General features: G+C 69.6%; 10 protein-coding genes. 3 read left to right on the forward strand and 7 right to left on the reverse strand.

The genetic code is table 11. The features are described 5' to 3' along the window. Window positions 1–41 precede the first annotated feature (41 nt). Genes ACKTT0_RS11250 through ACKTT0_RS11270 form a run of 5 tightly spaced genes read right to left on the reverse strand, consistent with a single transcriptional unit; the run spans window position 42 to window position 7,181 of the window. Window positions 42–602, reverse strand: coding sequence for a 5'-3'-deoxyribonucleotidase (locus tag ACKTT0_RS11250; protein WP_407849988.1), 561 nt, complete (start codon window positions 600–602; stop codon window positions 42–44). A 56-nt stretch (window positions 603–658) separates the two neighbouring features. Then, the gene (thpR, locus tag ACKTT0_RS11255) at window positions 659–1,225 is read right to left on the reverse strand and encodes an RNA 2',3'-cyclic phosphodiesterase (protein WP_407849989.1); all 567 of its coding nucleotides are present in this window, start codon (window positions 1,223–1,225) and stop codon (window positions 659–661) included. Between the two features lie 57 nt (window positions 1,226–1,282). Continuing rightward, entirely contained in the window at window positions 1,283–2,770 is a 1,488-nt protein-coding gene (locus ACKTT0_RS11260; protein ID WP_407849990.1) for an efflux transporter outer membrane subunit, read from the reverse strand. Between the two features lie 15 nt (window positions 2,771–2,785). Further along, window positions 2,786–5,971 carry an efflux RND transporter permease subunit gene (locus tag ACKTT0_RS11265; RefSeq protein WP_407849991.1) on the reverse strand — a complete coding sequence of 1,062 codons (3,186 nt, stop codon included), beginning with the start codon at window positions 5,969–5,971 and terminating at the stop codon, window positions 2,786–2,788. 16 nt (window positions 5,972–5,987) lie between these two features. Continuing rightward, window positions 5,988–7,181, reverse strand: a complete 1,194-nt coding sequence (locus ACKTT0_RS11270) for an efflux RND transporter periplasmic adaptor subunit (RefSeq protein ID WP_407849992.1) — start codon at window positions 7,179–7,181, stop codon at window positions 5,988–5,990. A gap of 242 nt (window positions 7,182–7,423) precedes the next feature. Here ACKTT0_RS11270 and ACKTT0_RS11275 point away from each other — a divergent pair, with 242 nt between their 5' ends. From ACKTT0_RS11275 to ACKTT0_RS11285, 3 genes are all read left to right on the forward strand, one after another. Further along, window positions 7,424–8,437: a LysR family transcriptional regulator gene (locus tag ACKTT0_RS11275; protein ID WP_407852416.1), complete on the forward strand. Its 1,014-nt coding sequence runs from the start codon at window positions 7,424–7,426 to the stop codon at window positions 8,435–8,437. 207 nt (window positions 8,438–8,644) lie between these two features. Continuing rightward, a complete protein-coding gene (locus ACKTT0_RS11280; RefSeq protein WP_407849993.1) occupies window positions 8,645–9,748 on the forward strand; it encodes an AI-2E family transporter in 1,104 nt (367 codons plus the stop codon). Window positions 9,749–9,765: 17 nt separating this feature from the next. Beyond that, entirely contained in the window at window positions 9,766–10,536 is a 771-nt protein-coding gene (locus ACKTT0_RS11285) for a phytanoyl-CoA dioxygenase family protein (RefSeq protein WP_407849994.1), read from the forward strand. Here ACKTT0_RS11285 and ACKTT0_RS11290 read toward each other — a convergent pair. Then, window positions 10,455–12,314, reverse strand: a complete 1,860-nt coding sequence (locus ACKTT0_RS11290) for an ABC transporter ATP-binding protein/permease (protein ID WP_407849995.1) — start codon at window positions 12,312–12,314, stop codon at window positions 10,455–10,457. The two genes, ACKTT0_RS11285 and ACKTT0_RS11290, sit on opposite strands and share 82 nt — an antisense overlap. A 56-nt stretch (window positions 12,315–12,370) precedes the next feature. After that, window positions 12,371–13,279 (reverse strand): LysR substrate-binding domain-containing protein, encoded by a 909-nt coding sequence (locus ACKTT0_RS11295; protein ID WP_407849996.1) that lies wholly within the window; start codon window positions 13,277–13,279, stop codon window positions 12,371–12,373. Window positions 13,280–13,298: the final 19 nt, after the last annotated feature.

Raw genomic sequence — 13,298 nt, forward strand, 5'->3', positions numbered from 1 at the left:
CTTGTCACGCTGCGGCGCCGCATTGGCGCCGGCGCCGGCCCCTAGCGGTCCGCGCTGTAGAGTTCGCCGGCCAGCACGTTGCGCCAGTTGGCCCAGGTCAGGCGCGGCCGGTCGGTTTCCTGGCGGTTGTAGGGCGCGTCGTAGATGATGTGGCGCCAGCTGGGGCGCACCGCGCCGGTAATGCGCGGCTTGTCGTCGATCAGCAGGTCGCCGCGCACCAGGGTCTTGTCACGGGTCAGGATCAGGCGTTCGGTGGCGGCCCGGCCCAGGTGGCGTTCCACCCACAGGTATTTCTCGGCGACGCAGTTCTCGAACTGGTGCAGCGGCGACGAGCAAATGCGCACGTCCATGCCCAGCGCGGTCAGTTCGCGGTACGCCTCGATCGCGCCGGCCACTGGCGGCAGGTTGCGGATGAAGCCGGGCGCGGTATAGATCGCCTCGGCCCGGGCGCGCAACGCGGGCGGATAGTCTTCCAGGATGCGGAACGACTGGCGCTGCTCATAGGCGACCGGTTCGATGTCGGGGTGCCGCTGGCGCCAGGCGGCCAGGAAGGCGTGTTCGAAGTCGGCCAGGACGCCGTCTTGGTCTAGCAGGATGAGCATGGTGCGCGTGCGGCGGGGGCGGGGCCCCGATTTTGCCATGCGCCGCGGGGCCGCGCTCAGGCTGCCGAGCTGGCCAGCATGCGGTAGCGCGCCGTGCCTTGCTGGGGGCGCGATTCCATCAGCAAATAGCGGTCGTAGCGCCATTGCACCGGCGGCGGCGCTTGCGCGGGCCAGTCCAGGCTGGCGGCGCGGCGCAGCAGGGTGACGTGCGGGCGGAAGGGCTGCGCCGGGCGGTGCCAGCCCAGCGGCTCGAGCCAGTCCCACAGCTCGTCGTAGGTGCGCCGCAGCGCCGCGCCGACCTCGGGCGGGCCGGCCCAGACGATGCCCTGGCGCGCGAAGGCGCCGTAGCGGTCCAGGGTGATGCTGCCGGGCGTAGCGCGCCGCCGCGCCGTGCCGGCAACCAGCTCGGGCACGCGTTCAGCGTCGACCGCGCCCAAAAATGCCAAGGTCAGGTGCAAGGTGTCGGGCCGCATGGCGCGCCCGCCGCAGGCGGCCCGGGCTTGTGCGGCCCAGTCCGCCAGCGTGGCGGCCAGTGCGGGCCCAGGCCATAGTGCGAAGAACAGCCTGGCCCGGCTTGGCGGGACTGCACGGGCAGGCGCATCGGAAGGGGAAGAGGCGGGCATGACGCCACATTATGGCCGACTCCCGGCTGGTCGGGCGAGGACCCCTCGCCCGACCGCCTAGCGCTGCGCCAGCGCCGGCGGCAGCGGCGTATCCCAGCCGCCGCCCAGCGCGCGGATCAGGTCCACCGCCGAACGCGCCCGCTCGCCGTCCAGCTGCACGGCCACGCGCTGCTGCGCCAGCACGGTGCGGTCGGCTTCGATCACGTCCAGATAGCTGATAGAACCTTCGCGGTACTGCGTCAGCGAAATGCGCGCCGCCCGCTGCGAGGCCTGCAGCGCCGCGTCATGCACTTCGGTCTGGGTAGAAAGGATGCGCAGGTTGGCCAGGTTGTCTTCCACTTCGCGGAACGCCGTCAGGACCGTCTGGCGGTAATTGGCGACGTCTTCCTCGTACTCCGCGCGGGCGCGGTCCAGGCCGGCCTGGCGGCGGCCGCCATCGAAGATCGGCAGCGACAAGGCGGCTCCCACCAGCGGCCCCAGCAGGAAGGTGCGGCTGGACCATTCGAACAGGTCGCCCAGTTCCGCCGACTCGAACCCGGCCGCGCCGGTGATGTTCAGGCTGGGGAAGAACGCCGACTTGGCCACGCCGATGCGCGCATTGGCGGCGGCCATGGCGCGCTCGGCCGCGGCGATGTCGGGGCGGCGCTCCAGCAGGGTGGACGGCAGGCCCGCCGGCACGTTGATGGAAATCCGCGTCAACGGCTGCGAGGGCAGCGAGAATTCCGACGGCGCCTTGCCCAGCAGCACGGCCAGCGCGTGTTCGGCATTGGCGCGGCGGCGTTCGAAGCCCAGCGCTTCCGAGCGCGCCGATTCCAGTTCCGAGCGGGCGCGCGCCAGGTCCAGTTCGCTGATGTCGCCCGCGTCGTAGCGGCGCTGGATCAGTTGCAGCGTGTCCTCGCGCAGCTTGACGGTCTGCCGGTACAACTGCAGCCCGGCGTCCAGTTCGCGCACCTGGAAGTAAGCCGACGCCACGTCGGCCTGCAGGGCCAGCAGCACCGAGCGGTACAAGGCTTCGCTTTGCTGCGCGTCGGCGGTGGCGGCGTCCACGTTGGAGGCCACGCGGCCGAACAGGTCCACCTCATAGGACACGCCCGCCTGGACGCGCCATAGCGTCGAGGGGTCGGTCGAGGCGTCCGCCGCCAGGCCCTGCGAGGCGGGCGAAGGGCGCTGGCGCGTGGGGCCGAAGCCCGCGTCGAGGGTCGGGAACTGGTCCGAGCGCGCCGTGCCCAGCAGCGCGCGCGCCTGCTTCAGGCGGGCGGCGGCGGCCTGCAGGTTCTGGTTGGCCTGCTGCGCCTCGATCTCCAGCGCGTTCAGGGTGTCGTCGCCGAACAGCTTCCACCATTCGCCGCGCAGGGCCTGCTCGGCCGGCTGGGCCGTCTGCCAATTGCCGGCTTCGTGCGGGGCCAGGACGGGTTGCGCCGGGGCTTCCTTGTAGGCGGCCGGGGTGGCGACGTCGGGCCGCTGGTATTCGGGGCCCACCGCGCAGCCGGCCAGCACCAGCAGCATGGCCAGCAGGGCGGAAACACGAGTCGTTGAGTGCTTCATGATCAATCTTTCTCTTCAATGGCTGGCGTGCGGCGCGGTGACGGGCGCCTCGTGCGGGGCGGCCGAATGCAGCTTGCGCGCGCCCAGGGACCGCAGCAGCACATAGAACACCGGCGTCAGGAACAGGCCGAACAGGGTCACGCCCAGCATGCCGAAGAACACCGCCACGCCCATGGCATGCCGCATCTCCGAGCCGGCGCCGGAGGACAGCACCAGCGGCACCACGCCCATGATGAACGCGATCGAGGTCATCAGGATGGGACGCAGGCGCAGGCGGCTGGCCTCGATGGCCGCCTGCAGCGGCGTGCTGCCCTGCATCTCCAGTTCGCGCGCGAATTCCACGATCAGGATGGCGTTCTTGGCCGACAGCCCCACCAGCACCATCAGCCCTATCTGGGTGAAGATGTTGTTGTCGCCGCCGGTCAGCCATACGCCCGCCAGCGCCGCCAGGATGCTCATCGGCACGATCAGGATGACCGCCAGCGGCAGGGTCAGGCTTTCGTACAGCGCGGCCAGCACCAGGAACACCAGCAGCACGCTGATGGGGAATACCCAGATGCCGGCATTGCCCGCCAGGATCTGCTGGTACGTCAGGTCGGTCCATTCGAACTTGATGCCGCGCGGCAGCGTTTCGGCGGCGATGCGCTCGGCCGCGTCCTGCGCCTGGTCCGACGAATACCCGGGTGCCGGGCCGCCGTTGATGTCGGCGGCGGTGAAGCCGTTGTAGCGCACCACCATTTCCGGGCCGTAGGTCTGCTTGACGTCGACCAGCGCCGACAGCGGCACCATCTGGCCGTCCAGGTTGCGGGTCTTCAGCTGCAGGATGTCGTCCGGATGCGAGCGGTACGGCGCGTCGGCCTGGGCCCGCACCTGGAACACGCGGCCGAAGCGGTTGAAGTCGTTCACGTACATCGAGCCCAGGTAGATCTGCAGCGTGTCGAACACGTCGGTGACCGGCACGCCCAGCTGCTTGGCCTTTACCCGGTCCAGGTCGACGTCCAGTTGCGGCACGTTGATCTGGTAGTTGGAGAACGTCGGGCCCAGCTCGGGCGTCTGCCGCGCCTTGGCCAGGAAGGCCTGGGTGGCCTTGTCCAGCTCGGCGTAGCCCAGCGCGGCGCGGTCCTCGATCTGCAGCTTGAAGCCGCCCATGGTGCCCAGCCCCATCACCGGCGGGGGCGGGAACACCGCGATGAAGGCGTCCTTGATGCCGGCGAACTTGGCATTCAGCTTGCCCGTGATGGCGTCGCCCGACAGTTCGGCGCCGTGGCGCTCGGCGAACGGCTTGAGCGTCACGAACACGATGCCGGCGCTGGAACTGTTGGTGAAGCCGTTGATCGACAGGCCGGGGAAGGCAATGGCGCTTTCCACGCCGGGTTCCTTCAGGGCGATGTCGGACATGCGGCGGATCACGTCCTCGGTGCGGTCCAGCGAGGCGCCGTTGGGCAACTGCGCGAAGCCGATCAGGTATTGCTTGTCCTGCGCCGGCACGAAGCCGCCGGGCACGATGTACGAGATGCCCACGGTGGCCGCCAGCAGCAGGGCGTACACGCCCATGGCGCCGGCCTTGCGGCGGATCACGCCGGTCACGCCGGTGGCGTACGCATCCGACGAGCGCCCGAAGAAGTCGTTGAACCAGTTGAAGAACCGTCCGAACACCCGGTTCATGGCGCGCGTCAGCCAGTCGGGCTTGTCATGGTGGCCCTTGAGCAGCAGGGCCGACAGCGCCGGCGACAGGGTCAGCGAATTGAAGGCCGAGATCACCGTCGAGATGGCGATGGTCATGGCGAACTGCTTGTAGAACTGCCCCGACAGGCCGGTCATGAAGGCCAGCGGCACGAACACCGCGCACAGCGTCAGCGCGATGGCGATGATGGGCCCGCTGACTTCGCGCATGGCACGGTAGGTGGCCTCGCGCGGGGTCAGCCCGGCGGCGATGTTGCGCTCGACGTTCTCCACCACCACGATAGCGTCGTCCACCACGATGCCGATGGCCAGCACCATGCCGAACAGCGATAGCGCGTTGATTGAATAGCCGAACAGCAGCAATAGCGAGAACGTGCCCACGATCGACACCGGCACCGCCAGCAGCGGGATGATGGAGGCCCGCCAGGTCTGCAGGAACACGATCACCACCAGCACCACCAGCGCGATGGCTTCCAGCAGGGTCGAGATCACCGCCTTGATGCTGGCCCGCACGAATTGCGTCGGGTCGTACTCGATGCGGTATTCCACCGACGGCGGGAAATCGGCCGACAGTTCCTGCATCACTTCGCGCACCTGGGCCGACACGTCCAGCGCGTTGGCGCCGGGCGACTGCATGATGCCCATGCCGATGGCCGGCTTGTTGTTCAGCAGCGAACGCAGGCCGTATTCCTGCGCGCCCAGTTCGATGCGCGCCACGTCCGACAGGCGCGTCACGGCGCCGTCGGGCGATGACTTCAGGATGATGTTGCCGAACTCCCGCTCATCCTGCAGCCGGCCCTGCGCATTGACGGAGAACTGCATGGGGACGTCGCCCTGGGTGGGCGAGGCGCCGATCACGCCTGCCGCCACCTGCACGTTCTGTTCGCGGATGGCGTTGACCACGTCCATGGCGGTCAGGCCGCGCTGCGCGACCTTCTGCGGGTCCAGCCAGACCCGCATCGAGTAGCTGCCCGAGCCCCAGATCTGCACTTCGCCCACGCCGCTGATGCGCGACAGCCGGTCCTTGATGTTCAGGACCGCGTAGTTGCGCAGGTAGGTGATGTCGTAGCGGTCGTCCGGCGAGATCAGGTGCACCACCAGGGTCAGGGTGGGCGAGCTCTTGGTGGTGGTCACGCCCAGGCGCTGCACGTCCGGCGGCAGGCGCGGCAGGGCCTGCGACACGCGGTTCTGCACCAGTTGCTGGGCCTTGTCGGGGTCCACGCCGAGCTTGAAGTACACCGTCACCGCCAGGTTGCCGTCGCTGTTGGCCTGCGACTGCATGTACAGCATGTCTTCCACGCCGTTGATGGATTCCTCCAGCGGCGAGGCGACGGTGGCGGCGATGACTTTGGGGTTGGCGCCGGGATACTGGGCCCGCACCACCACCGAGGGCGGCACGACTTCGGGGTACTCGGAGATGGGCAGCTGGAACATGGCCAACAGGCCCGCCAGCAGCACCACCACCGACAGCACGCCCGCGAAGATCGGCCGGTCGATGAAGAACTTGGAGATATTCATGCTTGTGTCCGGTGACTTACTTCAGGCTGGCCGCGGCGGTCTGGACAGTGGCCGGGGGCGTGTCCATGGAAACCAGGTTGGGGGCCACCGTCTCGCCGGGGCGCACGCGTTGCAGCCCGTTGACGACGATGCGCTCGCCAGGCTGCAGGCCGCTGGTGATGACGCGCAGCTTGCCCTGGCTGGCCCCCAGCGAGACCTGGCGGTAGGCGGTGCGGTTGGCGTCGTCCACCACCAGGACGAACCGCTTGTCCTGGTCGGTGCCGATGGCGCGCTCCTCGACCAGCACGGCCTCGCGCGGCTCGGTGCCGCCCAGGCGGATGCGGGCGTACATGCCCGGCACCAGCAGGCCGTCGGCGTTGTCGAACACCGCGCGCACGCGGATGGTGCCCGAGGCGGTGTCGATGCGGTTATCCACCGAATACACCACGCCCTGGCGCGAATAGCCCGCCTCGTTGGACAGGCCCAGTTGCACCGGCACCTGCGCGGCGCCGCCGCGGGCCGGGCTGACATACTTCAGGTAGGCCTCTTCGTCGACGTCGAAGGCCGCGTACATGCGCGATACCGACACCAGCGTGGTCAGGGGCACCGAGCCGGCGCCGGCCGCCACCACGTTGCCGACCGTGACCTCGGCGCGCGACACCCGGCCGGACACAGGCGCCACGATGTTGGTGTAGCCCAGGTTCAGGCGGGCGGCGTCCAGCGCGGCCTCGGCGGCCTGCAGGTTGGCGGCGGCCTCGCGCGCGTCGTTGCGCTTGGATTCGAAATCGCGCCGGGCGATGGCATTCTCGGCCAGCAGGCGCTTGCCGCGCGCCAGTTCCGAGGCGGTGAAGGCGACCCGAGCGCGGGTCGCCGCCAACTGGGCTTCGGCGCGGGCCACTTCGGCCGCGTAGGGGCGCGGGTCGATGGTGAACAGCGGGTCGCCCTGCTTGACCAGGCTGCCGTCCTGGAAATGCACGGCGGTCAGGGTGCCCGACACCAGCGGCCGGATGTCGACCCGGTCGATGGCTTCCAGGCGGCCGGAATAGTCCTGCCAGTCGATAATGGTCTTGCCCAGGGCGGGCGCCACGTCCACCGCGGGCGCCGCCGGGGCGGCCTGGGCCTGGGCGGTGCCGGTCCCGGCCGGGCCGCGCAACAGGGTATAACCGCCGCCGGCGGCGATCAGGGTCGCGAAAACCGCCAGCAATACAATGCGTTGGCGCGAAACAATCATGGTGTTTCCTTGAGCAGAATAGGGGACGAATGACCGGGGCGGGCGGGGGAGGGAGCCCCTGCGGGCTATGGCCAGTGCGATTGCATTGGCCTCAGGCTATCGGTCGATCCAAGACGATTGCATTCTGAATGTTTTGTGGTGGGGGATAAACATCGCCAGGGCGTCAACACTGTTCGCCGTGAACGAACAATATCGGCACAAAGCGCGGTATGCTGACGCACTTCACCATCCAGGACACGACCATGGACCGCTTCCAAGCCATGCAGGTCTTCGTGCGCGTTGTCGACGCCAATAGCTTCACCCGCGCGGCCGACAGCCTGGCGTTGCCCCGCACCACTGTCACGACTGCCATCCAGAACCTAGAGCGCCGCCTGGGCGTGCGCCTGCTCAACCGCACCACGCGCCGCATCAGCCTGACGCCGGACGGCGCGGCCTACTACGAACACAGCACCCGCATCCTGGCCGAGGTCGAGGAAACCGAGGCCTGCTTCCAGGAAGCCGCCCTGCGGCCCAAGGGCAAGCTGCGCATCGACGTGCCGGCCAGCATCGGCCGGCTCATCCTGATCCCGTCGTTGTGTGAATTCCACACTCGCTATCCCGACGTGGAGCTGGTCATCGGCATGGGCGACCGGCGGGTCGACATGGTGCAAGAGGCCGTCGACTGCGTGATCCGCGGCGGCGAACTGGAAGATTCCAGCCTGGTGGCGCGCCGCATCGGCACCTTCCAGAGCCTGACCTGCGCGGCGCCGTCGTACCTCGAGCGCCAAGGCATGCCGCATACGCTGGAAGACCTGAAGAGCCATTATGCGGTGCATTATTTCTCGAGCCGCTCCGGCCGCAACTGCAACTGGGATTTCGTCATCGACGGCAAGACGCGCGAAGTGGACGTGCCCGGCTGCGTCTCGGTCAACGACTGGAGCGCCCACCTGGCCTGCGCCCTGCAGGGCTTCGGGCTGGTGCAGACCGCGCGCTTCATGGCCCTGCCGCACCTGCAGGCGGGCGAGCTGATCGAGGTGCTGCCGCAATGGAAGCCGCGTCCGGTGCCGATCTCGCTGCTGTATCCGCAAAGCCGCCAGTTGTCGCCCAAGGTGCGGGTGTTTTCCGATTGGGTGGCCGAACTGTTCGCGCGCTGCCCGCTGCTCAGCGGCGGCGACGGCACCGAGGGCTGCTATGGAATCGAGAAGGCCGAGCTGACCCCGGCCGCCGAAAAGGCCACCCGGCGCGGCGTGGCGGTGGAAGCCGAGTACGTACTCTGACGCCCCCCCTCCCGGGGGCGTTGCGCGCTTCCCTCTCAAGGGGGCGAAGCTGGCGGACCGGCGGAGCCGGCTCCGCGGCGTCCCCGGTCCAGCCGCGCCTGCCTGGGTGCGGGCGCCCCGATGAGCCGGCGTGGTCCGCCTGCCGGTGGCGGGCGGACCGGTACTGTATATTTGGGCGTCGCATTCACCCCCAGCCACCGCCCGCCCATGCAGCAGCCTGTCCTACCCGCGTACCTGATCGCCCGCTGGTTACTCCTGCTGGTGCTGCTGGCGGGTGCTTATTTCCTGAGCGGCTTCCTGGTGCCGGCCCTGGCGGCGCTGATCATCGGGCTGGCCACGTGGCCGCTGTACCAGCGGCTGGTCGAGCGCTGCGGCGGCCGGACCGTGCCCGCCGCCACGCTGGCCCTGGTCGGCGTCATCCTGGTGCTGATCATTCCCCTGACGCTGGCGCTGTCGTACGCCGTGCAGGAGGCCAGCAACTTCTTCGCGTGGGCCCTGGCCGCCAACCGCCACGGCGTGGCGGTGCCGGGCTGGATTTCCTCCCTGCCGGTGGTCGGCCCGCGGCTGTCGGTCTACTGGCAGACCTACCTGGGCGAGCCGCACGCCCTGGGCGCCCTGGTCGAGATGGTCAGCGGCGAACACCTCGGCAACATCTACCGCATGGTGCTGTCGGCGACCGGCAACGCGTTCCAGTTGCTGCTGAACGTGGTGTTCATGCTGATCACCCTGTTCTTCGTCTACAAGGATGGCGACCGCATGATCGCGCAGCTCGACGTGCTGGGCGAGCGCATCCTGCCTTCGCGCTGGCTGCGCTTCTCGCGCGTGGTGCCGGCCACGGTCGGGTCCACGGTCACCGGCATGAGCCTGATCGCCGTCGGCGAAGGCGTGGTGCTGGGCCTGGCGTACTGGGTGGCGGGCGTGCCGTCGCCCGTGCTGCTGGGCGTGGTCACCGGCTTCATGGCGCTGATCCCCGGCGGCGCGCCGCTGTCGTTCACGCTGGTGTCGCTGTACCTGGTCGGTTCCGGCCACTTGGCGGCCGGCCTGGCGCTGTTCGCCTGGGGTACCATCGAATTGTTCATCGTCGACAAGACGCTGCGGCCGCGCCTGGTGGGCGGGCCGGTGAAACTGCCGTTCCTGCCCACTTTCTTCGGCCTGATCGGCGGCGTCAAGACCATGGGTATCGTCGGGCTGTTCGTCGGCCCGGTGTTGATGGCGTTGCTGGTGGCAGTATGGCGCGAATGGGTGCGCAACGTCGAGCGCGAGCGCGACGCCGCCCGCCTGGAAGGCGTCGGCGAGCCGCGCGGCGACTGACCTCGGAGGAAGCATTCGTGTCGACCATCGCCGATCAAGTGGCGATATTGCGCCAGCAGGGTTTCGTGGTGGCGCGGCGGCTCGCCGCGCCGGATGTGGTGGCCGCGTTGCGGGACGAGGCCGAGCGCCAATTGGCGCAGGCCGTCGGCCCGCTCGAATACGAGGCCGACCTGCAGTATCCCGGCGCGCCCGCCTCGCGCCAGGCGCAGGGCGGCGCCACGGTGCGCCGGCTGCTCGGCGCCTATGGGCGCGGGCCGCTGTTTCGCCAGTGGGCCACCACGCCGGTGGTGGCCGAATGGCTGCGGGCCTATTTCAACGACACGCCGGTGCTGTCCACCGTGCACCACAACTGCGTGATGACCAAGCATCCGGCCTACGGCAGCCTGACCGGCTGGCACCAGGACATCCGCTACTGGTCGTTCAGCGCGTCCGACCTGGTGTCGACCTGGCTGGCGCTGGGCAACGAAACCGCCGACAACGGCGGCCTGTTCTTCCTGCCCGGCTCGCACTCCGTGTCCTTCCCGGCCGAGCGGTTCGACGACAAGAAATTCTTCCGGCCGGAACTGCCCGAGAACCGCGCCTGGATCGACCGCGCGGTGTGCCCGGAACTGCAACCCGGCGACGTGGTGTTCTTCCACTGCCGCACCCTGCACGCCGCGCGCCAGAACAGCAGCGACCGCGTCAAGCTGTCGCTGGTGCACACGTATCATCCCGCCAGCTGTACGCCGCTGCCCGGCACGCGCTCGGCATCGTCGCCGGGCGTGCCGCTGGACCCCGCCGGGCGCTGAATCCATCCCCCGCGGCCGTCCAGCCGCAAGACCTGGTCGTGAAACGCGTCCAGGGTATTGCGGTGCCCCACGCTGACCACCGTGCAGTCCGGCAGCGCGCCGCGCAGCAGGCTGTAGAGCGTGTGTTCCAGGCCGTCGTCGGTGGCCGACGTGGCCTCGTCCAGGAACACGATGGCCGGGCGATTGAACAGCACGCGCGCGAATGCCAGGCGCTGCTGCTCGCCCAGCGACAGCACGCGCGTCCAGTCCGCCGCCTGGTCCAGCATGGCGCACAGGTGGCCCAGGTTGACGCGCCGCAGGATCCCGGCGATGCGCGCATCGTCCGCGGCGGCGGCCGCGGACGGATAGGCTACCGCGGTGCGCAGGTCGCCCAGCGGCAGGTAGGGGCGCTGCGACAGGAACAGCGCGCGTGCGCCGAGCGGCCGCCACACCTGTCCGCTCGCGTATGGCCACAGGCCCGCCACGGCGCGCAGCAGCGTGGTCTTGCCGCTGCCCGAGGGGCCCTTGACCAGCAGCGCCTGGCCGGGCGCCAGCCGCAGCTGCAGCCCGGCGAGCAGCGGGCGGCCGTCCGGATAGCGCACATCCAGCGCATCGATGCGCAAGCCATGCCGGCAGTCGCCGGTCTCGACGCGGGGCAGGGCGCGGGCCTGCCGGTTGGCGTCCTGGAACCCGTCCAGCCGCGCCAGCGTGGCGCGGTATTGCGCAAAGCTGTCATACGACATGCGGAAGAACGACAGCGCATCCTGTACCTGGCCGAACGCCTGGGACGTCTGCATGACGTCGCCCAGCTTGATGGCGCCACTGAAAAAGCGCGGCGCCTGCAGCATGAACGGGAACACCACCGCCACTTGGCTGATGGCCAGGTTCAGGCCGCTGAATTTCAGCGTGCGGCGCACCAGCGCCCACAAGTTGGCGATATACGCCGCGAAGCGCGCGCGCAGGGTCCGGCGTTCGACCTCCGCGCCTCTGTAGAAAGCGATGTTCTCGGCATTCTCGCGCAGCCGCACCAGCGCGTAGCGGAAATTGGCGGCCAGTTGCTCGCCCAGGAAATTCAGGCGGATCAGCGGCCGGCCTATCTTGAACGCCAGCAGCGTGGCCAGGATCACATACAGGTAGACCAGCAGCACCATGGCGCGCGGCAACTGCAGCCCGCCCAGTTGCAGCGGGCCCGACAGGTTCCACAGGATGAGCGTGAACTCCACCAGCGACACCAGCGCGCCGACCGCGCCCAACGCCAGCGTGCGCGAGCCGCTGACAAAGGCGGCGATATCCAGCTCGATGCGCTGGTCGGGGTTGTCGACCGGCGAGTCCAGGAACTGGCCGCGGTAATAGGCGCTGCCGGCCAGCCAGTCGTGCGTCAGGGCTTCATTCAGCCAGCTGCGCCAGCCGATCTCGAACGACTGGCCGACGTAGTAGTCCAGCAGCGCGCGCAGCACGTGCACCGTCGCCAGTACGCCGAACACGGCCAGCATCGTCCAGAACGCGCGCGCGTTCAGCGCTTGCAGCGCGTTGTAGAACCCCTTGTACCAGTACGAGAACAGCACGGTCATGCGCACCGACCACAGGGCCAGCAGCAGTTGCAGCGCCAGGCTGGCAAGCGGCCGCCAGCCGCGCCGCGGCGTCAGGTAGGGCCAGGCCAGGCGCCAGAATTGCCGGCCCCAGCGCGTGCCGCGGACCAGGGCCCAGGCCATCGCGATGGCGCCGGCGCCGGCGATGGCCCAGGCGTAAAGCAGCCAGAGCAGGCTGTCGCCCAGTTGCCGATGCCAATTCAGGTCCATGAAAGGTGCGTCTTGTTCTTTTGCAAGTTAGACGCGCCCTGGAAGAATAGTTCCTGCTAGCCGGGGTGGGCGGCCGCCGCCGCGTCCCAGAAGGCCTCGGCCGCCGGCGTCTGCGCGGCGGCGGCGCGGAACAGGCGGATCTCGGCCTGCAGCCGCCAGGCCGCGTCGCCCGCCTCGACCAGCCGCCGCTCGCGCAGTTCGGCATCCACCATGCTGTGCGGCAGCCAGGCCACGCCGCGCCCGTCCAGCGCCATGCTCTTGAGCACCGCCGCCAGGTGCGCCGTGAACACCGGCTCGACCCGGGTGCGCTGCAGGGCCGGGCCCAGCAGGGCGCCCACCAGGCGGCCCAGGCCGGACTCGGCGCTGTAGGCCAGCATGGGCACGGCCTTGCGCGCGCCGCCGCCCAGGGCGTGGCGCGGCCGGCCCGCGCGATCCGGCGCGCAGACCGGCACCAGCGTCTCGGCGCCGACCCGCACGGAACGGTAGGCGGAGGTATCCAGCCGGCCGGGCGCCTGGGGGTGGGTATGGCACAGCAGGAACTGCACCCGGCCCTGCTGCATCCAGGCTTCGCACTGCTGCAGCATGTCCGAGACCAGTTGGATGGGGCCGACCGGTACGCGCGCTTCCAGGCCGCGCAGCCACTGCGGCAGGAAGGTCAGCGACAGCGCATGGGTGGCGGCGAAGCGCAGCGTCGCCGCGCCGGCCTGCGCCACGGCGCGCGCCTCGTCGGGCACGCGCGCCACGCGCGCGAGGATTTCCTGCGCCGTGGCGCGGAACCATTCGCCGGTTTCGGTCAGCGTGACCGGGTGGGTGGCGCGGTCGAACAGCGTCACGTCCAGCCAGGACTCCAGCGCGCGGATGCGGCGGCTGAAGGCCGGCTGGGTCATGTGGCGTTCCTGCGCCGCGCGCGAGAAATTGCCGCTGGCGGCCAGCGCCAGGAAGTCTTCCAGCCAGGACAGGTTCATGGGCGATGCCGGGAAAGCA

The sequence above is a fragment of the Bordetella saccharivorans genome (genome assembly GCF_045862855.1).
In the GTDB taxonomy this organism is placed as follows: Bacteria; Pseudomonadota; Gammaproteobacteria; order Burkholderiales; family Burkholderiaceae_B; genus Bordetella_A; species Bordetella_A petrii_F.